A 22,202-nucleotide genomic window follows, 5' to 3' on the forward strand; every position below is an offset into this window, starting at 1 on the left:
GCTCTAAGCTCTACCTCGTGCCTTCGGCTCGGGCCTGTGCCGCGATGGTCAGGGCTGCGATGATGGGGCCGATCAGCTCAAAACCGGCGGTGGTGCCGATGGCAAGCGCCATGATCGTGGGGGCAAACTCCGGGAATTGTTCGGAGGCGGCCAGCGCCATGCCGATGGCAACACCGGCCTGTGGCAGCATGGCGGCTCCGTAGTAGGGTCGTTCCTGGCTTGGTGCCTGTGCCAGCGTGCCGCCGATCCAGCCGCCGATGATGCGACCAAGGATCCGCAACAGGGCATAGCCCACCCCCACCAATCCAAGGCTCGCCAGCGCCGAAGGATCCAGCGTCGCCCCGGCCAGCACGAAGAAGATGATCATGAAGGGCCATTCAAAATTGCGGATCTCGTGAAACGCCCTGGTGTGATGATACGCGAGGTTCACGATCACCGCGCCCACGGTCATGCCGGCGATCAGGTAGGACAGGTCCAGCATCAACGACAGGCCGGCGGTTAGAAACACCAGGGATAGCGCCTCGATCCGCAGCGGCTCCCCATCCGACAGGCGCCCAGTCAGCAGGGCGCCAGGCACACCGATCACACAACCCAGGGCGATGGAGCCAAAGACCTCATATGCTGCACGGGCCAAGGTATCGCCGCCAGAGCCAATCCCGCTGAACAGCTGGATCATCACCAGGGCGGCGCTGAAGGCCAGCAAGCCCCACGCATCATCTATGGCGACCAAGCCTTTGAGTGTGCGTGTAAAACTGCTGTCCTGACCGGATTGATCGATGACATCATACGTGGCGGCCGGATCGGTCGCGGTAGCCAGCGCGCCAAGGACAATCGCCAGCGTCAGCGGCACGCCAATGATCCAGAGACCGGCGCTGACCGCCAATTGGGTTACCAGCACGACCGACAGCGACACCACAAGGACAGTACGACCATGCTGGCCAAGATTGGCAAGTGACAACTCGCTGCCCAGAAGCAGCGCAACCGCGCTGAGGGCGACAACGGCGACCACGGGATAAAGCGTGGTGATGGTCTCCGGCAATAGCCCGAAGCCCGCCTCGCCAACCAGCAGGCCAAAGCCAAGCAACAGCGTCACCCGCGGCAGGCGCAACCGGCGTCCGATCCGATCCGCCGCCAGACCGGCAAAGAACAACAGGCCAAGGACGATCAGGGGGACGGCTTGCTCTTTCATTTACGGGGCAGTCCTCGGTTCGATCCGGGTGACCCCGACGGCGGCCGCATGGGCCAGGTCGGGATCCAGCGACATCGGAACATATTCACCCCGGCGCCACAGCTGTGCCATGTCGTCATAGTGACGCGACAGAAAATGCCCCGATTGTCCGGTTGCGGTGATGAAGACCGAACTGTCCGGATCGGCAAAGTCATAAACGCCGCGATAGCCGGCCGCATGGACGTTATGAAACGGTTCGGGATCCTCTCCAGAGGTGCGTCCGCGCTGCAGGGTATTGTCGCCGCCGCTGGTGGACTGGCGGATATTCACGAAAAAGCGCAACAGCGGCACTTCGCCCAGCACCTCGTGATCGTGGGTCGCCTGATGTGCATCCCCCCACCGTAAGGATTCCAAGGCGTTGCCATAGCGTTCTTCGATCCACAAAAGCGCATCGTCCAGCGCGAGACGGGCCATATCGGTGCAGTTTTCCTTGGGCGCGCTCTGGCGCACATCGCACCAGGCGGCGGCGCCGTCGATGTTGCGGTAGACCCGTTCGATGAACAGCGGTTCCACATGGGCGAACTCCTCGGCCAAGGGACCCAGATCATCGGCGATCAGCCGGGCCTGCAACGCCCGCAGCCAGGCGGCATAGATCAAGGGTTCCGGCAGGTGCTCGTTCATTTCGCCATTCCACTCGGACAGCAGGGTCAAGGCCTCGTGGCGCTGCCGTTCGCGGCTGCCTTCAGGGGCGGCCTCGCCGGTGAACCACAGATCGGCACCAATCAGCGGCAAGAGCGCCCGCGCCGAGAAGGAGACCGTATCCAGCTGCGCTTCGATGAAACTATCGCGGGTATGGACTTCGCGGCTTTGCATCAGCTTGCGCCAGCGATGAATGCGCTGGGTGTCGCCCCAGTCATAAGAGACGTGATTGGGGAAGGGGCGTTCCAGCACCTTGTTGTTGGTATTGCCCAGGATGCCACCGCGGGGGCTGACAAATTCAGGGTTCGCGGCATAGGGCGCGCGACCCTGCCAGAGGTTTTCCCGCCGCCAGCCCTGGCTGGGCAGGCGTCCCTGGCTCTGGTGACGCGCATCGCGCTGCGGGATGGCGCCGACGGTTTTCAGGGCAATGGTTTGCCGATCGGCCAGAACCAGGTTCTGCGACGGGGCGATATAGGCTTCACCCGCAGCGATGGCCTCGGCGACTGAAGCGCTCCTCATCAGCGCGATTGCCGCGCTCATCGAGGTGTCTTCTGCGCTGAGCGCCGTCCAGCCCAGGCTGACCACATGACCCGGGGGCGTGATGGCCGACAGATCGAACTTCGATCCGGGCAGAACCGGGCCATTGTCTGTCCAGCGCAGGGTCAGGGTGACGGGGGGCGCATCCTTGATGTTGATGATCGTCTTCCGGGTGACAAACGGCTTGTAACCATTTGGACTTAAGTATTCTTCCGGGTTTTCCGGGTTGATCTTTTCGACCCAGAGATCCTGATCGTCCATATAGGAGGATGTGATACCCCAGCCAAGGTGATCCGATCGTCCGGTGATCACCGCGGGCACACCGGGCAGGGTACCGCCGATGAGACCACCGCTGGCAAGCTCCAGCCGTGCCAGATACCAGATCCCCGGCGCGCTGAGGCCCAAATGCGGATCATTGGCCAGCAGCGTGCCCCCGGTGGCCGAGCGGCTGGGATCGGCGGCCCAGGCATTGGAGGCGCCGCCCAGACCGCGCGGTGCCAGGGGGAACAGCATGGGCAGGCGATCCGTGCCTCCCGCGGGCGTCGCATCGGCATAGCGCGGCAGATCCGGGAATAGGGCGGCATATTCGGGCAGGGCGGCAATGCCGGACCCGGGCGCATCGGGCAGGATGTCCTTCAGCCGTTCCGGGGGTGCCAGCGCCAGGGAGGTGCGGGCGCGCAGGATTTCCTCGCGCATGTGGCCCGACAGCTGCAGCGCCATCAGCTTCATAATGGCAAGGCTGTCGGCGGGCTGCCATGGGGCGAGCGGCATGTTGAACAGGAACATCTCCGGCGCGCCGCGGCCCAGGGCCTGCTCGTTGATCTCCAGCAAGCGGGCGTTGACACCGGCGGAATAGGCCTGCAGCGCCGCCAGGGTTTCCGACGTCTGTACCGCCAGCGACCGTTGCGCCAGGCGATAAAGATCGAGACGGCGCAGGAAGGTATCGACCTCGACCGTGCGGCTGCCGAAAATCTCTGACAGGCGCCCCTGGGCCGTGCGCCGCATCACCGCCATCTGCCACAGCCGATCCTGCGCATGGGCATAGCCAAGGCCGAAATAGACATCTTCATCACCGGCGCCCGGGCTCGCAAAGATATGCGGGACATTGGCATTGTCGCGCACGATCTCGACCGCTGCGGTCGGGCCCGGCAGCGCGATGGTCTTGTTGTAGTCCGGCAGGGATTGGGCGGCAAAGTAATAGGCCAATAAAACAGCCGCCAGCGATACCAGAATCAACGTGGCGGTCAGCCGCAGCAACCAGCGAAAAAGGAGAGCCATAAAGGGTTTATTCCATTCGATTTATCGATTTGACACCGTGCCAGCATTGAACCCGGCGCCGCCAGTGCTAGGGTAGCGGCAACATAAGCCAAGAAAGCACGAGGGAAAAGCACATGGCGAAAGCGGCATTTCTGGGATTGGGGGTCATGGGCTATCCGATGGCGGGCCACCTGCAGTCGGCGGGGCACGCGGTGACGGTCTACAACCGGACAGCAGCCAAGGCAGAGGCCTGGGCGACGGAACACGGCGGTGCCAGTGCCCCCACACCGCGCGAGGCGGCGGCCGGCGCTGATTTCGTGATGTCCTGTGTCGGCAACGATGATGACCTGCGGTCGGTCTGCCTCGGCGAAGATGGCGCCTTTGCCGGGATGGCGCCCGGCGCGATCTTTGTCGATCACACCACGGTTTCAGCCAGCGTCACGCGGGAACTCTATGAGGCGGCGAAGGAAAAAGGGATCTCCTTCGTGGATGCGCCGATTTCAGGCGGTCAGGCGGGGGCCGAAAATGGCGTTCTCTCGGTGATGTGCGGCGGTGATGCCGAGGCCTATGCCAAGGCGGAACCGGTGATCGATGCCTATGCGCGGATCTGCCGTCGTATCGGCGAAACCGGGGCCGGTCAGATGACCAAGATGTGCAATCAGATCGCCATCGCGGGTCTGGTGCAGGGGCTGGCGGAATCGCTGCATTTTGCCGAAAAGGCGGGCCTCGACGGGCGCGCGGTCGTGGAGGTGATCAGCCAGGGGGCCGCCGGCAGCTGGCAGATGGCCAACCGCTATGAAACCATGCTGGATGACCACTTTGACCATGGGTTCGCGGTGGACTGGATGCGCAAGGATCTTGGGATCTGCCTGGATGCGGCCGATGAAACCGGTGCCAGCCTGCCGGTGACGGCGTTGGTCGATCAGTTCTACAAGGACGTGCAGAAGATGGGCGGCGGCCGCTGGGATACCTCCTCTCTGTTCAAACGCCTGCGCAGCGCGGGTTGAGAAACCAAAGATAACATACTGAAAAGGCGTGCCTCTTTCGGGCGCGCCATTGTTTTTAAAGAAGGTTTCCCGAAGATCAGGGAATGATACGGGTGTATTTGGTGCCTTCCAGCGTGGCACCGATCCGCAGGCCCGCCTGGGCAAAGACCGCTGCCAGGATCGGGGAGGTCAGCGTATTGGTGTCCGCCGCCAGGGAGTTGCCATCGTCGCGCACCACATATTCCAGATCGGCCCCGGCCGCCCAGCCGGAGGAGCGGCGGAACCCGGCTAGGGCGTTGTCGGTCATGAAGAACAGCACATGCGCATATTGCTGCGCGCCGATCTGCAGGCCGGCATTGCCCTTGACCGTGGAATAGTAATCCACCGTGACGCCATTGATCCGGAGCGCCCCGCGCCCATAGGCGCCGCCAACCAGGAAGCCGGCTTCCGTCACCAGCGGCATCACCAGCATGCCGGTGGATTTTTCCGCCAGATCGATGGTGTTGGGGTATTCGCGGTACATCTGGTTGAGGGTGGCATCGACGCGGGCATCGATGGTTGCCGCGTTGCTATTGCCAACACCGTTTCCGCAGGCGGCCATGGCCCCGGTCCCGGCCAATAGACCCAAGGTGAAACCACGGCGTGTGACGCCGGATGTGAACTGTTTGCTCATGTGAATTGCCTGTCGCTCTGAGTGTCGAAGCTTTTTGGTCGAAGCTGCATCGTGCAAGGCCGGTTGACCGGCTCTGGCGGGACTATAAGCAGAAAGCCGCCGCCTGTCATCCACCACCTTTCCGGGTGGCAGATCCTCGGCGGCTTTCTGCTGCGGGAACGCCTGTCAACCGTTCAGGATACGCGCTGTTTCAGGTGCGAAATAGGTGAGGATCCCATCGCAACCAGCCCGTTTGAAAGCCAAAAGGCTTTCCAGCATCACTTGCTCGCCATTGATCCAACCGTTCTGCGCGGCGGCCTGGATCATCGCGTATTCGCCAGAGACCTGATAGGCAAAGGTCGGGGTGCCGAAGGTCGTCTTCACCCGGTGGCAGATATCGAGATAGGCAATGCCGGGCTTGACCATGACCATATCGGCGCCCTCCTGCAGGTCGCGCTGGATCAGCCGCAGCGCCTCATCGGAATTGCCCGGGTCCATCTGGTAGGTCTTCTTGTCCCCCTTCAGCGCGCCCGAGGCACCGACCGCATCGCGGAACGGCCCATAGTAGCCGGACGCGTATTTTGCGGAATAGGACAGGATCGAGACATTGCGATGCCCCGCCTGTTCCAGCGCATTGCGCATCGCGCCGATCCGCCCATCCATCATATCCGAAGGGCCGATGATATCGGCGCCCGCATCGGCCTGGGCCAGGGTCATCTTCACCAGCGCCTCGACGGTTTCGTCGTTCATGATCTCGCCATCGACCACAAACCCATCGTGACCGTTGATATTATAGGGGTCCAGCGCCACATCGGTCATCACCGCAATCTCCGGCGCCACCGCCTTGATCGCGCGAATGGCGCGGTTGCACAGGTTGTCGGGGTTCCAGGCCTCGGCGCAGTCTTCGGTCTTGAGGCTTGGATCCGTATAGGGAAACAGGCAGATCGCCGGGATGCCTAGCGCCTGTGCCTCGACCGCGGCCTCTGCGATCTTGTCCACGGAGCGGCGCACCACGCCCGGCATGGAGACCACGGGTTCCTCGATCCCCTCACCATCGCGCACGAAGACCGGCCAGATCAGATCGTCCGTCGTCAGGGTGTTTTCACGGACCAAACCGCGGATTGCAGGTGTTGTCCGGGTGCGGCGCAGGCGGGCGGCGGGAAAGGCGGCGACAGTCGGCTTCATCTGGATCTCTCGTCTTGTTTGCTGCTCTTGGGTCGCATGGAACACGGCGCCCTTGCAAGTGGCACATTCGTCGCGAACATACGGTCGCATGCTGCGGGGCTTGTGCAACCGGGCTGACCGGTTGATATAGGGCGCCACAGGATAACCGTTCACAAAGGGGCGCCGGGGTGGATCTGCTGCAGACATTGACCGAGATGATCGATCTCAGATCCTTTTCCAACCTTTGGTATTGGATTGCCTTGGCCGTGATGTGGTCGTCGGCGAGCCATTGGATCCTCGGCGTGCCCTTCGACATGGTGCACCGCGCCCGCAAGGCCCAGGGGCAGTCGGCACAGGATCTTGAGGATCTGGTGCGGATCAATGTCAACAGGATCCTTTATGTGTCTGAAAATGCTGGAATTTGGCTTCTTGGCATCGCCTGTTTCGTGCTCTCGTCACTGGCCACCTTGGGGTTTTTGCTGATGGTGGAGTTCGCTCAGGCGGTGTTTCTGCTGATGTTTCCCATGGCCATCGTGGGGCTGATCAACCTGATCACGGCCCGTGCGATCCGCGCCGATGAACCACGGGAGGAGGCGCTGTATCGCAGGCTTGCAACCTCTCGTTTTGTCATCCAGTTCCTTGGAATGATTTCGATCTTCGTGACCGCGATGTGGGGTATGTATCAGAACCTTCACTTAGGCGTTTTTGGGTAACCCGCCGCTACGATGCGTTTGAAAAAAGGGAGACAGGTAGCATGACGCAGCGTGCAGTGACCATGGGCGGCGCGCCCGAAGGCTATGACGCCCGGCTGATCCTGAAAGAGGTGGAGAAATCCGGCGGTCCGGTGCTGCATGTTGCCCGCGATGACAAGCGGATGGAGGCGATGCGCGCCGCATTGGCGTTTTTTGCCCCGCATCTGCCGATCTTTGTCTTTCCCGGCTGGGATTGCCTGCCGTACGATCGCGTCTCTCCCAATGCGGATATCTCTGCCGCGCGCATGGCCACGCTGGCCGCGCTTGTGCATCAGATGCCGAAAGAGTTCGTGCTGCTGACCACGCTCAATGCCGCCAGCCAACGGGTGCCCGCACGCTCGGTCCTGCGCGAGGCCGCCTTTACCGCCCGGGTGGACCAGCGGATTGATGAAGAAGCGCTGCGCAACTTCCTGGTTCGAATGGGGTTTTCCCAAAGCCCCACGGTGATGGAGCCGGGCGATTACGCCATTCGCGGGGGCATCATCGATATCTTTCCGCCCGGCGACGCAGGCCCGGTTCGGCTGGATCTGTTTGGCGATGTTCTGGATGGGGCACGCCGGTTTGATCCGGCCACGCAACGGACCACGGAAAAGCTGGACCTGATCGAACTGGCGCCCGTTTCCGAGGTGATCCTGGACGAGGCGGCAATCACCCGCTTCCGGCAGAACTACCGTATCGAATTTGGCGCCGCCGGAACCGATGATCCGCTGTACGAGGCGGTCAGCGCCGGGCGGAAACACCAGGGTATCGAACATTGGCTGCCGTTCTTTCATGAAAACCTGGAAACCCTGTTCGACTATCTGCCGAAGGCCTCGATCACGCTGGACGATCAGGTGACCCCGGCGCGGCTGGCGCGTTGGGACAGCGTTGCCGACCAGTATGAGACCCGCAAGCTGGCGATGGCCCAGAAGGGGCGGATGGATACGGTCTACAAGCCGACCCCACCGGGCCTGCTGTACCTGGACGATGCGGCCTGGGAGGCGGCAACAGCCGATCACCGCACCATCCAGTTCCACCCCCTGGCGCAGGCCTCTGGCCCAGGTGTGGTGGATGCCGCCGGGCGGATCGGACGCAATTTCGCCCCGGAGCGGCAGCAGGAAAACATCAGCCTATTCGGGGCTTTGGCGGATCACATTAAATCCCGCATGCAGAAGGGGCCGGTCTTGATCGCCTCCTATTCCGAAGGCGCACGCGAACGGCTCACGGGATTGATCGAGGATGAAGGCCTGGCCGAGGCGATCCCGGTGATGGATGGCACCCGGATTGGCAAATCCGGCCTGCATCTGGCGGTCTGGGCGCTGGAACACGGGTTCGAAGCCCCGGATATGACGGTGATCTCGGAGCAGGATGTGCTGGGGGACCGGCTGATCCGCGCGCCGAAGAAACGCCGCAAGGCGGAAAACTTCCTGACCGAGGCGCAGTCGCTCTCTCCCGGGGATCTTGTGGTGCATGTGGATCACGGGATTGGCCGCTACATGGGGCTGGAGGTGATCACGGCGGCCGGGGCGGCGCATGAATGCCTGGCCCTGGAATACGCCGAAGAGGCCAAGCTGTACCTGCCGGTGGAGAATATCGAACTCCTCAGCAAATACGGCCACGACGAAGGGCTTCTGGACCGTCTCGGCGGCGGCGCCTGGCAGGCCAAGAAGGCCAAGCTGAAGGAACGCATCCGCGAGATGGCCGACCGGCTGATCCGGATCGCCGCCGAACGTGCCCTACGCAAGGCGCCGATCATGGATCCGCCGCCGCACGCCTGGGAGGAGTTCTCGGCCCGCTTCCCCTATCAGGAGACCGACGACCAGCTGACCGCGATCAAGGACGTGATGGAGGATATGACCTCGGGCCGCCCGATGGACCGGCTGGTCTGTGGCGATGTTGGCTTTGGCAAGACCGAGGTCGCCATGCGCGCGGCCTTTGTCGCGGCCATGTCGGGTGTGCAGGTGGCGGTGATTGCGCCCACAACCCTGCTGGCACGGCAGCACGCGGCCTCATTTAAGGAGCGTTTCAGGGGCTTTCCATTGGAAGTCAGGCAGTTGTCGCGGTTTGTTAGCAACAAGGACGCCGCCAAGACCCGGGAAGGCATGGCCCGCGGCACCGTCGATATCGTGATCGGTACCCATGCGCTTTTGGCCAAGGGGATCAAGTTCCAGAACCTCGGCTTGCTGATCATCGACGAGGAACAGCATTTCGGGGTTGGTCACAAGGAACGCCTGAAGCAACTGCGCAGCGACATCCACGTGCTGACCCTGACGGCGACCCCGATCCCGCGGACCCTGCAGCTGAGCCTGACGGGCGTACGGGATCTGTCGATCATCGGTACCCCGCCGGTGGACCGGCTGGCGATCCGCACCTATGTCAGTGAGTTTGACGCGGTCACCATCCGCGAAGGGCTCTTGCGCGAACATTATCGCGGCGGGCAGAGTTTCTACGTGGTGCCGCGTATTTCGGACCTGGCAGAGATCGAGGAGTTCCTGATGCAACAGCTGCCCGAACTCACCTATGTGGTGGCCCATGGCCAAATGGCGGCCGGCGAGCTGGATGACCGGATGAACGCCTTCTATGACGGCAAATACGATATCCTCTTGGCCACAACCATCGTAGAATCCGGCCTCGACATCCCGACCGCCAACACCATGGTGGTGCATCGCGCCGATATGTTCGGCCTGGCGCAGCTCTATCAGATCCGCGGCCGGGTGGGGCGCTCGAAAACCCGCGCCTATGCGTACCTCACCACGAAACCCCGGGCGCGGCTGACCGCAACGGCGGAGAAACGACTGAAGGTCCTGGGCTCGCTCGACACGCTTGGTGCAGGTTTTACCCTTGCAAGTCAGGATCTTGATATCCGCGGTGCAGGTAACCTCCTGGGTGAGGAACAGTCCGGCCAGATGCGGGATGTGGGCTATGAACTCTATCAATCCATGCTGGAAGAGGCGATCGCCAAGATCAAATCCGGTGAGCTGGAGGGGCTATCGGAAACCGAGGACCAATGGGCGCCGCAGATCAATCTGGGCGTGCCGGTGCTGATCCCCGAAGACTACGTGCCGGATCTGGATGTGCGTCTTGGCCTTTATCGCCGCCTGTCCTCGCTCACCACCAAGGTGGAACTGGAAGGGTTCGCTGCCGAACTGATCGACCGTTTTGGAAAATTGCCGAAAGAGGTCAATACCTTGCTTCTGGTCGTTCGGATCAAGGCGATGTGCAAACGGGCCGGGATCGCAAAACTCGATGGCGGGCCAAAGGGGGCAACGATCCAGTTCCACAACGACAAGTTCGCCTCCCCCGAAGGGCTGGTTTCCTTCATCCAGGATCAAAAGGGGCTTGCCAAGGTCAAGGACAACAAGATCGTCGTGCGGCGTGATTGGAAGAAGGAGAGCGACAAGATCAAGGGCGCCTTTGCCATTGCCCGTGACCTTGCCGAAAAGGCCATTGCACAAAAGAAGAAGGCCAAGGCGAGCGGTCAGTGAACCCTGGCAGGCTATGGGACAGAACGCCTCTCCAATCGTGTGGAGAGGCGTGACCATCACCCCCGAGACAGGTTAGCGGTCTTCCACCCGGGCCATGTGCAGCATCACGAGAAATCCGAGTGTGGCCATGGCAAAGATGCCTGCGGTCAGCGGCACCAATGAGCCGTCGAACAACAGGCCGACAGGCGCTGCAATGGCGGCGGCGGCGACGGTTGAAATCGCGCCCATGACAGAGGCCGCCATGCCGGCGATATGGCCCATCGGCTCCATCGCCATGGCGTTGAGATTGCCCAGGGTGACGCCCGCCATGAAGAACACGCTGGTCTGCCAGGCCACAAATAGGCCAAAGGCCACGCTATCGCCCAGGGGCAGCATTTCCAGCACCAGCATGGCCGCGGACAGAAGGATCTGCACCGCCAGCGCCATGGTGACCATCCGGCGCATGCCCAGGCGCACCACCAGAACCGCGTTCAAAAGGCTCCCGGTGCCCGAAACGAGGGCGATGGCAAAGAACCAGAAGGGAAAGCTCTCGGCCCGATCAAACACCACGTCATAGGCGGGCTGGACCAGGGTGATCATGGTGAACAGCATGCCCAGGCACAGGCATTGCGCCATGATCGACAGGCGCACGGTGGGATGGGCGGTCATTTCCTGCAAGGCCGCCAGCATCAGGGCAATGCGCATCGGGCGTCTATCGCTTTGCGCCAGGGTTTCCGGCAGGCGGGCACCGACCCAAAGGGCGATGATCACCGCAAAGCCCGCAAATGCCAGGAAAATTCCGCGCCAGTCGGACAGCAGGATGATTCCTGTGCCAAGCATCGGCGCGATGGCGGGCACCAGGGTGAAAATCATCATCGCGATGGAGACGACCCGCGCCATTTCGCGCCCTGAATACATGTCCCGCACCACGGCCATGGCCACAACCCTTGGCCCGGCGGCGCCCAACCCCATGGTCAAACGCGCCAGCAGTGCCAGCTCCAGCGACTGCGCCGCCCAGGCCGCGAAGGCGGAGAGGATATAGAGGAGCACACCCGCAAAAATAACGGGTTTGCGGCCAAAGGCATCGGAAAGCGGACCCGTGAAGAAGGTACCGATCCCCATTCCCAGAACAAAGGAGGTAATGATCAGCTGGGCGCGGTTCACATTGTCGGGGCTGAGTGTCTCCCCGATTTCCGGCAGGGCCGGCAGCATGGCATCGATCGAAAAGGCAATGGTGGCAAACATCATCGCGATCAAGGCGATGAATTCACCTTTGGACATCGGGTTTGCACCCGATTTGGAAATGGAATCTGACATAAGTGACCTCTTGCGCCACTTCGAAAGGATGCGGAAATCGGATCCAATTCGGGCGGCACCTAGGGGCCGGTATCACGTTTTCTTGAGGGGGGCCAGAACACCCATCGCACAGGGTTCTGTGCATTGCTGTTGGGCGATCAAGCCTTGCGCTCAGTTCTGGCCGGGCTCAAAGGGCGCGGGATCCGGGCAATCATCCTCGTTGGCCGGACCGGGAGGATCAGCGCTGTTGTGGCGGCCAAGGTGGGCCACCAGCCATTCGCTGTGCTCTTCGCGTTTTTGGATCTGATAGAGCGCGAATTCACGCACGGCCAAGGCAAAAACGCCAAGCCCGCTGCAGATCAGCACGATCGTTCCGATCTTGCCGGCGGCCGTGACTGGCACGAAATTTCCGTAGCCCACGGTGGATATGGTCACCACAGTGAAGAACAGGCTGTCCAGCCAGTTCCAGCCTTCGGCGTAATGGAAGAAAACCGTGCTGAGCGCGATGATCCCGATCAGGGTCGCAAAGATGCTGGAACGTTTGAACTGCATGACCTCTAGAGCATCACTCGGCTTGGGGCGCGGCCTTTATCTGCTCCATGATATCGGCGATGACCTGCTTCCACAACTCGGGCGGCTGGGCGCCGGGAACTGCGTGCTGATTTGCCACAACGAAGGTCGGCACCGAATTCACCCCCATCTTGCGGGAATGGGCATCGCGGGACTGGATCGCGTCGCGGTCGCTGTCACCCTCCAGCAGTTTCAGCACCACGTCCCGGTCCATGCCGATCTCTGCGGCGATATCGGCCAGGGTGCCGTGATCGCCGATATCCTGTCCTTTGGTGAAATAGGCCTCAAACAGGGCATCCACCGCGGCGGTCTGCTTGCCTTCGATCCCGGCCCAATGGATCAGCCGGTGCGCATCCAGCGTGTTCGGGGTGCGCTGCATGGCCTCAAAATCGATCGAAAGCCCCGCTTTTTCAGCATGTTCCACCACCGGGGCATAGGCGCGTACGGCCGCCTCCTTGCCGCCGAACTTGCCTTCCAGATAGGCGCGCCGGTCCATGCCTTCTACGGGCATCTCGGGGTTGAGCTGGAACGGATGCCATTCGATCACAAAGGGATGGTCCGGCACCTCGGCCAGCGCCTTGTCGAGGTGGGTCTTGCCGATATAGCACCAGGGGCAGATCGGATCCGAAAGAATGTCGAGCTTGACCGTGGGGAGTTGCGTCATGGGGCGGTTATCCTTCGAAATAGGCGGGCAGGGCGCGGCGCAGAAGTTTGCCGTTGGCGCCCGTGGGCAGGGCGTCCAGATGCACATAGGCACGCGGTTGCTTGTACCGGGCAAGCCGGGAGGAGGCAAAGTCCATAAGCACCTCGGTCGCGATAACGTGAGCGCCAGTGTAGAAGGCGACGATAATATGGGTATCCGCCTTCACCTCGACCGAGGCCACGCCCACCTGGGCAATATCCGGATGGGTGGCCAGGACCGTTTCCACCTCGATGGGAGACACCCGGAACCCGCCCGCGTTCATCATGTCATCGGCCCGGCCCAGATAGGTCACCTGGCCATCAACGGCCATGGCGCCTTGATCGCCGGTCAGGAACCACTCTCCCTGCATGCGCGCCTCGGTCTCTTCCGGCGCGTTCAGATAGCCCAGCATGAGGCCTGGATCGCTGCGGTGAACGGCAATGGTGCCTTCGGTACCCTGCGGCACCGGGCCATCGGGGCCAAGGATGGCGACCCGGCGCCCGGGCTGCGGCTGGCCCAGGGCATCGCCGCGCGCGGGATGGGCCGGGGAGGAGGAAATGAAGGTGGAGCATTCCGACATGCCATAGGCTTCATAAAGTGCGGTTTCGCTGCGCTGGCGCCACTGCTCGGAGAGGTGCTGCGACAGTTTCTCGCCGGCGCATAGCCCATGACGCAGGCTTGGAATGCTCAGATCGCCATTTTGGCTGAGGATCTTGCGATAAACTCCTGGTGCAGCGGCGAAAATCGTCGCCTGATACTGGCGCAGCAAGGCCGGGATCGCAGTGGGGTCTGTCTCCGGCTCGGGGATCAGGGCGGTGGCGCCCATGGCCCAGGGATCCATCAGCCCGGTGCCTAGGGTGAAGGTCCAGTTGAAGGCACCCGCATGCAGCAGCCGGTCGGTTTCACTCAGGTCGTACCAGTCGCGGATCATCATTTGCCGCGCCCAGATCGCCCGGTGGGCATGGGCCACGGCGCGTGGCTTGCCACTGGTGCCGGAGGTATAGACCACGTAGGCCAGCCGCTCCGGGTCGCCCATCTGATAGTCACAGGGCGGCAGGCTGCGCATCGCCGTCAAATCCTCCAGGGGGATCTCCTTGGGGTGTTCGGTCGAGGCCACGGCGGGATCGCGCAACACGGCTGCAACATCCAGTTCCGCGACCATCTTGGCGATTTCCGGCGGTGTCAGCTGCGATGAGGTGGGAACGGGGGTGATCCCGGCTGCGATGGCACCAAGATAGGCGATGGGAAAGTCGACCGTATTGCCAAGACGCATCAGCACGATATCGCCGGGCTGCAGGCCAGCCTCCAGCAGGCCCGTGCCGGTTCCGCGCACGGCGGCCTCCAGATCGGCGTAGCTCCAGATCTGGGACGCGGTTTGCCCAAGCACCTCCAAGGCGATCTTGCCGGGGTGATCGACGGCGGGGCGCAACACATGGGCGGCCAGGTTGAAGGGGGCGGGGCAGGGCGCAAAGGCGCCTTTGTCAAATATCGAGATCATAGGGCGTGGCTATAGCGGGACGTGGCGCGTTGCAAGCGGCAGTCCTGCGTCCTATAGAGGCGGAATGACAACCGGACGCGACCCCAAAACCCTGATTACCATCGCCCGTTCTGGCGGAGACAGCCCAGAGGCCGAACCTCTGGACCTGGGCGCACGTGTGCGCGAATTGCGCAAGGCCCGCGATTGGACGCTGGAACATGCGGCCAATCAGGCCGGGCTGGCGCGCTCGACCCTGTCCAAGATCGAAAACGGCCAGATGTCGCCCACCTATGAGGCGTTGAAAAAGCTGGCGGTGGGGTTGGAAATCTCGGTGCCGCAGCTGTTCACGCCGCCGCAGCGCGAGCAGGTCAACGGCCGCATGACCGTGACCAAATCCGGCGAAGGCTCCGCCCAGGCGACGGCCACCTATGAACACGAATTGCTGGCCGAGGGGCTGACCCGCAAGCAGATGCTACCCTATCGCGCCCGTGTACGTGCCCGCTCGATGGAAGAATTCGACGGCTGGGTGCGCCATGATGGCGAGGAATTCCTCTATGTGCTGACCGGTGTCATCATGCTCTATACGGAGTTCTACGAACCGGTGGAAATGCGCCGGGGAGACAGCGCCTATTATGACGCCGCCATGGGGCATAATGTGATCTCGGTCAGCCCCGAGGATGCCACCATCCTTTGGGTGACCTCTCTTGTCTAAATTATTATAAGGGATGTATTTTCCACAACATCGACAGCCGTGATCCGGCGGTCAGATGTTGTCGAGTTCCAGTTCCAGCTCTTCGTGCAGGCTCTCCCAGAACAGGAAATCATCGGCCTCTTCGCGGGCCTCGGTCAGGGTCAGGTGATGGGATTGCGCCAGATAGGCGATGAAGCCGTCCTTGTCCCGCACCGGGCAGGGCGCCAGGCGACGCTGCAGATAGGGAAACCGCTGTTTTGCACGGGGAAAGCGGACAGCCCAGCTGGCAGAGGCGAACAGCTCCGACATGTGTCTCTCCCACGTGAACAAACACCCAATTACCGCCCCATGGTAGCAAATGTGGAAAAAAAGAAAACATTTCTGTTAGAGGCGTCAAATCGCCGGCGCCTTCACGCGCCATGATGCCCCCTAGGTTCAGGAGCCATTTCCGGCGGAGTCTGGGCGCTACTTGTTGGGCTGGTACCACCAGACGTCCGGGAAAAACTCGGTACGGTCGCCGTAGATCGGCAGGGTTTCAGGGTGGTGAAGCTCGGAGAGATGCGCGATGCGGCCCTTGTCATACTGCCAGATCGGGATCACATAGCGGCCTGCCGTCAGGATCCGGTCAAGGGCGCGCACGGCGGCAGTGAACGCCTCTGTGGTTTCTGCCGACAGCATGTGGTCGATCATCGCGTCGACCGCCGGGCTGTCGATGCCCATCAGGTTGCGGCTGCCCGGCTGATCAACGCCAGCGCGGCCCCAATACAGACGCTGTTCGTTTCCGGGGCTCAGGGACAGGTCACGGCGCAGGCGCGTAAGATCAAAATCGAATTCGGATTGGCGCGCCACATATTGCGCATTATCAACAAGTTCCGGTGAAAGTGTGATCCCAAGCCGCTCCAGGGCGCGGGCATAGATTTCTACCACAGTCTTCATTTCCGCATCGCCCTGGCGCAGCAGCACCGACAGCACCAGAGGCTCACCATCCTGGTTTTTCAGCACGCCTTCGCGGACCTCCCACCCGGCCTCTGCCAGCAGCTTCACCGCGCGCCGCAGGTTCTTGCGGTTGCGGCTGGTGCCGTCGCTTTGGGGCAGCTCGTATCCCTCGAGGGTGCCGGGCAAGAGCTGATCGGCAAAGGGGGCAAGCAGTTGCCGCACCTGTCCCGTGGCTGGCCCCGGCCGCAGGCCCAGGTCGGAGTTGGAGAAATAGGAGGTGATCCGGGGCTGCACGCCGCCGGTGACGGTGCCATTGATATATTCGAAGTTGAAGGCCAGGAGCAGCGCCTCGCGCACGCGCCAATCATCCAGCGGTTCCCGGCGGGTGTTCATGGCCAGACCGGTCATGCCCGATGGGCGGTGATGGGGGATCTCGCTTTTGGTGATATCCCCGCGCGTTACGGCGGGAAAGTCATAGGCGTTGGCCCATTTGTCCGGGTTGAACTCCCGATAGGCGCTCAGCTCCCCGGCCTTGAAGGCCTCGAACAGGACGGTTTCATCGCCAAAGAAATCGATCCGCAGCTCGTCGAAATTCCGGGTGCCGCGCCGAAGCGGCAGATCGCGGCCCCAGTAATCGGGATTGCGGGTCAGGGTGACATGGCGCCCGGCCTCGAAATCGCTCACCACATAGGCGCCCGTGCCGATGGGGGCTTCGCTCAGGCCCGATGCGGCAAAGTCCTTCCCCTGCCACTGCGCTTTCTTCAGGATGGGTCTCAGCCCCGCGATCAGCGCCAACTCGCGGTCGGCGACATTGAAGCTGAGGCGCAGGCTGCGCGGGCCGGTTTGCTCGATTGTGTTAACCTTTGACCAGAAACCGCGATACCTCAGGTGGCCCTCGGTGCCCAGGGTCTGATAGGACCAGATCACATCCTCGACCGTGACCGGGCTGCCATCCGAAAACCGGGCCTCGGGGCGCAGGGTGAATTCCACCCAAGAGCGATCGTCAGGAACTACAACTGATTCGGCCAGTAACCCATACAAGGTAAAGGGTTCATCCCAGGAGCGGCCCATCAGGCTTTCATAGGCCCAGGACCGAAGCTGCCAGGGCGGCGTGCCTTTCTGCGCAAAGGGGTTCAGGGTATCGAAGCCGCCGGTATTGCCGACCACTAACCGCCCGCCTTTGGGCGCATCTTGGTTAACGTAAGGGAGCGCTGAAAACCCCGGATCCAGGGCAGGTTTTCCATACATTGCAATGGCATGGGATGATTCTGCAGATGCAGATACCGCCCCGAGTGACAGGGCGATTCCAAATGTGAGGGCGCGAACGGCAGGGAAATAATCAGAACTCACTTTGGCAACAATCCCATTCTACCCTTATTTTGCTGAGGCTTAACGCTAAAGCCTCATCTTCCTCATTTCAAACTTTTAGCTTGGAGGGAAGCCAGAAATTGCGTATAAGAGAGTTACTGCTCGATAGGTTTCTTGCCTGTATGAAACCTGCCTCAATAACTTAACGCCCGCCTTGTGCGGGCGTTTTTTTCTGCCTTTTCCCAGGATTGCGGCTGGCGGAAAATCCCTCCCATAGAGTTGTGAACTCTCAGGCGCAACTCAGTAGTCCTACGCGTTTTCTTCCGGATGCCCCCATGGCAAAATGGCACGCAAACACACTCTGTTCGAAGGACTATCTAGCATGACACTAAAGGGTAAGACGGCTGTTGTGACCGGATCCAATTCCGGCATTGGCCTTGGCGTTGCACGCGAACTGGCCAAGGCCGGTGCGGATGTGGTCCTGAACTCCTTTACGGATCGGGATGAGGATCATGCGCTAGCGGCTCAGATCTCCGACGAGTTTTCCGTCTCGGCGCGATATATCAAGGCCGACATGTCCAAAGGCGCCGACTGCCGCGCCCTGATCGAGCAGGCGGGCCGCTGCGATATCCTGGTCAATAACGCCGGGATCCAGCATGTCGCCCCGATCGACCAGTTCCCGCTGGACAAATGGGATGCGATCATCGCGATCAATCTTAGTTCCGCCTTTCACACAACCGCAGCGGCGCTGCCGCTGATGCGCGCCGCCGGATGGGGCCGGGTGGTCAATATCGCCTCGGCCCATGGCCTGACCGCCTCGCCCTATAAATCGGCCTATGTGGCGGCGAAACACGGTATTGTCGGCATGACCAAGACGGTGGCGCTGGAAACCGCGGAAGAGCCAATCACCGCCAATGCGATCTGCCCCGGCTATGTGCTGACCCCGCTGGTGGAGGCACAGATCCCCGACACCATGGAGAAATACAACATGGGCCGGGAAGAGGTGATCAAGAAGGTGATGCTGGAGCGCCAGCCCTCGCGCGAGTTTGCCACTGTCGAACAGCTGGGGGGCACCGCGGTGTTCCTGTGCTCCGATGCGGCGGCACAGATCACCGGAACCACAATCAGCGTGGATGGCGGCTGGACTGCGCTCTGACAGATAGCTTCCGACAGATCAACAAAGGCGGATCTTACTCAGGTCCGCCTTTCGTTTTATCCCTTGGACCTTGAGGCCTGTTACCCGGCCTGCTTGTCTGCTGGCGGCTGGCTCGGATCCTTGGGGTTTGGGTAGACCAGCCCGGCGGAGATCACCAGCTTGGCGGCGTCCTCCACCGACATGTCCAGCATGGTCACATCCTCTTCCGGCACGAACAGCAGAAAGCCCGAGGTCGGGTTGGGGGTGGTCGGGATGAAGACGCTCATCAGCCCGCCGGAGGTCTGTGCCCGCTTGGCGATTTCACCCTTCGCCTTGGTGGAGACGAATCCGATCGCCCAAATGCCGCGGCGCGGGTATTCGATCAGGCAAGCCTGGTCAAAGCTGCTTTCGGCCTGGGCGAATACGGTTTCCGAGATCTGCTTGATGCCGGAATAAATCGACCGCACCACAGGCATCCGGTTGACCAGGTTCTCGGCAAACCCGATCAGCGACCGCCCGATAATCCCCTTGGCGATCCAGCCGACCGCGATGGTGAACAGCAAAAAGAAGATCAGCCCGACGCCGCGCAGGTTGATCCCGATATATTGCTCGGGACGCAGGTTGTGGGGCACCAGCGGCAGAACCACGCCATCGATCCAGCCCATAACGGTCCAGAGCAGCCAGAGCGTCAGCCCCACCGGGGCGATCACCACGATACCGGTCAGAAAAGACGAGCGCAGCCGTGCAAATAGCCCGGGTTTGCGTTGGGGTTCGTGGTCAAAGGGCGTGGTCATTTTTGTTTTCTTGGCGCAGTCGCAGGGAAGGTTGCCGGGAACCTAGGCACTGTTGTCCGGCAGAGCAATGGGCTTGCTTGGCAAAACCGGGATCAGGGCGCAATTGCGTTCAATTCCTGTGCGATCTTTGCCGCAAGGCGGGCATTGTTGCGGACCAATGCGATATTGGCGACCAGCGACCGTCCTTCGGTCAGTTCAAATATCCGCTGCAACAGGAAGGGGGTGACGGCCTTGCCGGAAATGCCTTCTGCATCGGCCTCTGCCTGGGACTGCGCGATCACGGGGGTCAGCTCCTCTGCCGGGATCTCTGCCTCGGTCGGGATGGGGTTCGCGATCAGCTGACCGCCCGGCAGCTCCATTGCCCTGCGCAGGGCATGGGCGCGCGCGATATCGCAGGCGCTGTCCATGCGCAGCGGTGCTGCGAGATCGGATTGCGAGGACCAAAAGGCGGGAAAGGCATCCTGACCGTAGGCAATCACCGGAACCCCTTGTGTTTCCAGAACTTCCAGGGTTTTGGGGATGTCCAGGATCGCCTTTGCACCGGCCGCCACCACGGTGACCGGGGTCTGTGCCAGTTCCAGCAGATCGGCGGAGATATCAAAGCTGGTCTCGGCTCCCCTGTGAACACCGCCAATGCCGCCGGTGGCAAACACCTCAATCCCTGCAAGCCGCGCCGCGATCATCGTGGCCGCCACGGTTGTTGCACCGGTGCCGCCGGTGGCGATACAGGCCGCCATATCGGCGCGCGAAACCTTGGCAACACCGTTCGCCTGTCCCAGCTCCTGCAGCTCATCCTGCTCTAGCCCTACATGCAGAGTCCCATTGAGGATCGCCATAGTGGCCGGGACAGCCCCCGCATCGCGGATCTCCTGTTCGACCTCACCTGCGGTATTGACGTTCTGCGGGTAGGGCATGCCATGGGTGATGATGGTGCTTTCGAGCGCCACCAGCGGCTTGCCTTCTGCCTTGGCTTCAGCAACTTCGGTGGAATAGCGAATGGGGATCACAGCGGGGGTTCTCCTGAAACGTAGCTGGCAGCCGCTGCCAGGGCAGAGGCAAGGGCCGTATCGGCCGCCTCGCCGCGGGCCTCGGCGGCGATATGGGCGGCCATGAAGGTATCGCCCGCACCGGTGATGCGCGCGACACGGACCTTTGGGGGCTCAAGCGTGTGAACTTGGTCTTTGTCTGCCTTGGTTGCAGCGCTGCTGCCATCGGTCACCAGCACCCGCGCGGCGCCGCGATCCAGCAGGGCCCGCGCGGCACTCTCGCTATCGGTGAAGCGGTCCTGGCACAGGAGACCGGCCTCCTCGAGGTTGACATACAGTGTGCCCCGGCCATGGACCAGAAAGGGACGCAACCGCTCTGCCTTGCCGGGAGAGGCCGGAGCCACCCGCAGATCGGCGGCGGCAAAGGCCGGGCTGATGGCAATGTCATCCAGCAGCGACAGGGTCAGGTTGCCATCCAGCGCAATCGGCCCGCCATAGGGTGCGGCCTCTGAGCCCAGTGTGCCATCAAACAGTGGGTTCAGGATCTTGGCGCCTGCCGCCTCCAGCGAGTGGGCATCGGCAATGGCGGCGATCAACCCGTTGGCGCCCTCGACCGCCATATAACGATCGGTGGGCAAGTCCTCCGAGCGATAGAGGTAACCGGTTTCAAGGCCCAGGTGGCCACAGGCCGCAATCAGTTCTGCGCCTTCGGCGTCTTGCCCAACCGCGCTCAGCAGCACCGGCTTCATCCCAAAGCGCGCCAGGGTCATGGCGATATTCATCGCAACACCGCCGGGCAACCGGGTGATCCGCCCCGGCCTGTCGGCGCCATGGGGCATCTCTGCGGGGCACCGGCCGATGATGTCCCAGAGAACCGACCCGATACAGAGCACCTGCGCCGGGTCTTGCTGCAGGGGCTGTGAAGAAGAATGTGACGTCATTCCTTCGTCTTGCCGCCTTTTGCCGCCCCTCGCAAGCGGTATCACGCGCCTTTTACCAAAGAGGACAAACCTTTGCCGGCTGGGCTCTTAGCCCATCGCCTTGAGAAAGGATTGGAGGGTTGCGGCGGGATCGTCGCTGCGCCAGATCTCGTCCCCGATGCCGAAGAAATCGGTAAAGGGGGCGAAGCGGGTGATCAGCTCTTCGGTCAGGCCGCCCTCGGCCACCACCGGCACCTCGATCATCTCGGACCACCACTGGAACAGGTCCAGCTCGGGCTGGGCGCCATCGCCCAGGCCGGAGGTGCCCACCGGGCCAAAGCTGACGTAATCGGCGCCGGCCTCACCGGCCGACATGCCGTCATGGCGCGAGGCACCGCAGAAACTGCCGACGATGGCGTCTGCGCCAAGTGCCTTGCGGGCGCTGCGCACCGATTTCGAGGCATCGCTCAGGTGCACACCGTCCAGACCCAAGCGTTCCGCCAGGATCTGATGATCCGAGATCACGATGGCCACGTCGCGGGCATGGCACACCTCACGCAGGGCATCCCCGGCACGGCTGAGCGTATCTTCATCACGGCTGGCCATATCGAGGCGCACACAGGCGATCTCGACGCTGTCGAGCACTTTCGCCAATTGATCGGGGAACCGGCCCAGCTCAAAACTTGGCGGCGAAATCAGATAGATCTGAGGTGTTTCTACTGTATCCGCGGCGGTATCCATGACGGGGC

19 protein-coding genes are annotated in these 22,202 nt (G+C 62.1%); 5 read left to right on the plus strand and 14 right to left on the minus strand.

The window, feature by feature from the left end; all coding sequences use genetic code 11:
- Positions 1-10 precede the first annotated feature (10 nt).
- A complete protein-coding gene (locus PXK01_RS12555; protein ID WP_274860317.1) occupies positions 11-1,189 on the minus strand; it encodes a cation:proton antiporter in 1,179 nt (392 codons plus the stop codon).
- Positions 1,190-3,682, minus strand: a complete 2,493-nt coding sequence (locus PXK01_RS12560) for a penicillin acylase family protein (RefSeq protein ID WP_274860318.1) — start codon at positions 3,680-3,682, stop codon at positions 1,190-1,192.
- An 83-nt stretch (positions 3,683-3,765) separates the two neighbouring features.
- Here PXK01_RS12560 and PXK01_RS12565 point away from each other — a divergent pair, with 83 nt between their 5' ends.
- Positions 3,766-4,668, plus strand: coding sequence for an NAD(P)-dependent oxidoreductase (locus tag PXK01_RS12565; RefSeq protein ID WP_274846439.1), 903 nt, complete (start codon positions 3,766-3,768; stop codon positions 4,666-4,668).
- A 76-nt stretch (positions 4,669-4,744) separates the two neighbouring features.
- Here the strand turns inward: PXK01_RS12565 and PXK01_RS12570 are convergent, their stop codons facing one another.
- Together PXK01_RS12570 and hemB are read right to left on the minus strand one after the other, a co-directional pair.
- Positions 4,745-5,320, minus strand: a complete 576-nt coding sequence (locus PXK01_RS12570) for a lipid-binding SYLF domain-containing protein (RefSeq protein WP_274846187.1) — start codon at positions 5,318-5,320, stop codon at positions 4,745-4,747.
- Positions 5,321-5,485: 165 nt separating this feature from the next.
- Positions 5,486-6,484: a porphobilinogen synthase gene (gene hemB, locus PXK01_RS12575; RefSeq protein ID WP_274860319.1), complete on the minus strand. Its 999-nt coding sequence runs from the start codon at positions 6,482-6,484 to the stop codon at positions 5,486-5,488.
- Between the two features lie 167 nt (positions 6,485-6,651).
- Here hemB and PXK01_RS12580 point away from each other — a divergent pair, with 167 nt between their 5' ends.
- A complete protein-coding gene (locus PXK01_RS12580; protein WP_274860321.1) occupies positions 6,652-7,176 on the plus strand; it encodes a component of SufBCD complex in 525 nt (174 codons plus the stop codon).
- Positions 7,177-7,217: 41 nt separating this feature from the next.
- Positions 7,218-10,679 carry a transcription-repair coupling factor gene (mfd, locus tag PXK01_RS12585; protein WP_274860322.1) on the plus strand — a complete coding sequence of 1,154 codons (3,462 nt, stop codon included), beginning with the start codon at positions 7,218-7,220 and terminating at the stop codon, positions 10,677-10,679.
- A 72-nt stretch (positions 10,680-10,751) separates the two neighbouring features.
- Here mfd and PXK01_RS12590 read toward each other — a convergent pair whose 3' ends face one another.
- From PXK01_RS12590 to PXK01_RS12605, 4 genes are all read right to left on the minus strand, one after another.
- Positions 10,752-11,975 carry an MFS transporter gene (locus PXK01_RS12590; RefSeq protein ID WP_274860324.1) on the minus strand — a complete coding sequence of 408 codons (1,224 nt, stop codon included), beginning with the start codon at positions 11,973-11,975 and terminating at the stop codon, positions 10,752-10,754.
- Positions 11,976-12,125: 150 nt separating this feature from the next.
- Positions 12,126-12,506 (minus strand): potassium channel family protein, encoded by a 381-nt coding sequence (locus tag PXK01_RS12595; protein WP_274860325.1) that lies wholly within the window; start codon positions 12,504-12,506, stop codon positions 12,126-12,128.
- Positions 12,507-12,519: 13 nt separating this feature from the next.
- Positions 12,520-13,188 carry a DsbA family oxidoreductase gene (locus tag PXK01_RS12600; protein ID WP_274846181.1) on the minus strand — a complete coding sequence of 223 codons (669 nt, stop codon included), beginning with the start codon at positions 13,186-13,188 and terminating at the stop codon, positions 12,520-12,522.
- Positions 13,189-13,195: 7 nt separating this feature from the next.
- Positions 13,196-14,704 (minus strand): class I adenylate-forming enzyme family protein, encoded by a 1,509-nt coding sequence (locus tag PXK01_RS12605; protein WP_274860326.1) that lies wholly within the window; start codon positions 14,702-14,704, stop codon positions 13,196-13,198.
- A 64-nt stretch (positions 14,705-14,768) separates the two neighbouring features.
- Here PXK01_RS12605 and PXK01_RS12610 point away from each other — a divergent pair, with 64 nt between their 5' ends.
- Positions 14,769-15,395, plus strand: coding sequence for a helix-turn-helix domain-containing protein (locus tag PXK01_RS12610; protein ID WP_274860327.1), 627 nt, complete (start codon positions 14,769-14,771; stop codon positions 15,393-15,395).
- A 51-nt stretch (positions 15,396-15,446) separates the two neighbouring features.
- Here PXK01_RS12610 and PXK01_RS12615 read toward each other — a convergent pair whose 3' ends face one another.
- Positions 15,447-15,683: a hypothetical protein gene (locus PXK01_RS12615; RefSeq protein WP_274846178.1), complete on the minus strand. Its 237-nt coding sequence runs from the start codon at positions 15,681-15,683 to the stop codon at positions 15,447-15,449.
- Positions 15,684-15,839: 156 nt separating this feature from the next.
- Positions 15,840-17,660, minus strand: coding sequence for an extracellular solute-binding protein (locus PXK01_RS12620; RefSeq protein ID WP_274860329.1), 1,821 nt, complete (start codon positions 17,658-17,660; stop codon positions 15,840-15,842).
- A gap of 340 nt (positions 17,661-18,000) precedes the next feature.
- Between PXK01_RS12620 and PXK01_RS12625 the strand changes: the two genes are divergently transcribed.
- Complete coding sequence (locus tag PXK01_RS12625; protein WP_274860330.1) at positions 18,001-18,774, plus strand: 3-hydroxybutyrate dehydrogenase; 774 nt, start codon at positions 18,001-18,003, stop codon at positions 18,772-18,774.
- Between the two features lie 80 nt (positions 18,775-18,854).
- On the opposite strand, the gene PXK01_RS12630 is transcribed toward PXK01_RS12625, so the two are convergent.
- From PXK01_RS12630 to PXK01_RS12645, 4 genes are all read right to left on the minus strand, one after another.
- Positions 18,855-19,547 (minus strand): DUF502 domain-containing protein, encoded by a 693-nt coding sequence (locus tag PXK01_RS12630; RefSeq protein ID WP_274846175.1) that lies wholly within the window; start codon positions 19,545-19,547, stop codon positions 18,855-18,857.
- Between the two features lie 92 nt (positions 19,548-19,639).
- Positions 19,640-20,554 (minus strand): pseudouridine-5'-phosphate glycosidase, encoded by a 915-nt coding sequence (locus PXK01_RS12635; RefSeq protein ID WP_274860331.1) that lies wholly within the window; start codon positions 20,552-20,554, stop codon positions 19,640-19,642.
- Positions 20,551-21,474 (minus strand): PfkB family carbohydrate kinase, encoded by a 924-nt coding sequence (locus PXK01_RS12640; protein ID WP_274860332.1) that lies wholly within the window; start codon positions 21,472-21,474, stop codon positions 20,551-20,553. Before PXK01_RS12640 ends, PXK01_RS12635 begins: the two co-directional genes overlap by 4 nt.
- A gap of 87 nt (positions 21,475-21,561) precedes the next feature.
- Positions 21,562-22,194 (minus strand): thiamine phosphate synthase, encoded by a 633-nt coding sequence (locus PXK01_RS12645; RefSeq protein WP_274846172.1) that lies wholly within the window; start codon positions 22,192-22,194, stop codon positions 21,562-21,564.
- Positions 22,195-22,202 lie beyond the last annotated feature (8 nt).

Origin of the sequence: Phaeobacter sp. PT47_59 (assembly GCF_028890025.1) — a bacterium.
In the GTDB taxonomy this organism is placed as follows: Bacteria; Pseudomonadota; Alphaproteobacteria; order Rhodobacterales; family Rhodobacteraceae; genus Phycobacter.

Coding starts and splice junctions, on each gene's coding strand:
- PXK01_RS12570 (WP_274846187.1), bottom strand. CDS start 5,320: ATGAGCAAACAGTTCACATCCGGCGTCACACGCCGTGGTTTCACCTTG.
- PXK01_RS12625 (WP_274860330.1), top strand. CDS start 18,001: ATGACACTAAAGGGTAAGACGGCTGTTGTGACCGGATCCAATTCCGGC.
- PXK01_RS12610 (WP_274860327.1), top strand. CDS start 14,769: ATGACAACCGGACGCGACCCCAAAACCCTGATTACCATCGCCCGTTCT.
- PXK01_RS12555 (WP_274860317.1), bottom strand. CDS start 1,189: ATGAAAGAGCAAGCCGTCCCCCTGATCGTCCTTGGCCTGTTGTTCTTT.
- PXK01_RS12645 (WP_274846172.1), bottom strand. CDS start 22,194: ATGGATACCGCCGCGGATACAGTAGAAACACCTCAGATCTATCTGATT.
- PXK01_RS12600 (WP_274846181.1), bottom strand. CDS start 13,188: ATGACGCAACTCCCCACGGTCAAGCTCGACATTCTTTCGGATCCGATC.
- PXK01_RS12605 (WP_274860326.1), bottom strand. CDS start 14,704: ATGATCTCGATATTTGACAAAGGCGCCTTTGCGCCCTGCCCCGCCCCC.
- PXK01_RS12590 (WP_274860324.1), bottom strand. CDS start 11,975: ATGTCAGATTCCATTTCCAAATCGGGTGCAAACCCGATGTCCAAAGGT.
- PXK01_RS12640 (WP_274860332.1), bottom strand. CDS start 21,474: ATGACGTCACATTCTTCTTCACAGCCCCTGCAGCAAGACCCGGCGCAG.
- mfd (WP_274860322.1), top strand. CDS start 7,218: ATGACGCAGCGTGCAGTGACCATGGGCGGCGCGCCCGAAGGCTATGAC.
- PXK01_RS12630 (WP_274846175.1), bottom strand. CDS start 19,547: ATGACCACGCCCTTTGACCACGAACCCCAACGCAAACCCGGGCTATTT.
- PXK01_RS12595 (WP_274860325.1), bottom strand. CDS start 12,506: ATGCAGTTCAAACGTTCCAGCATCTTTGCGACCCTGATCGGGATCATC.
- PXK01_RS12560 (WP_274860318.1), bottom strand. CDS start 3,682: ATGGCTCTCCTTTTTCGCTGGTTGCTGCGGCTGACCGCCACGTTGATT.
- PXK01_RS12615 (WP_274846178.1), bottom strand. CDS start 15,683: ATGTCGGAGCTGTTCGCCTCTGCCAGCTGGGCTGTCCGCTTTCCCCGT.
- hemB (WP_274860319.1), bottom strand. CDS start 6,484: ATGAAGCCGACTGTCGCCGCCTTTCCCGCCGCCCGCCTGCGCCGCACC.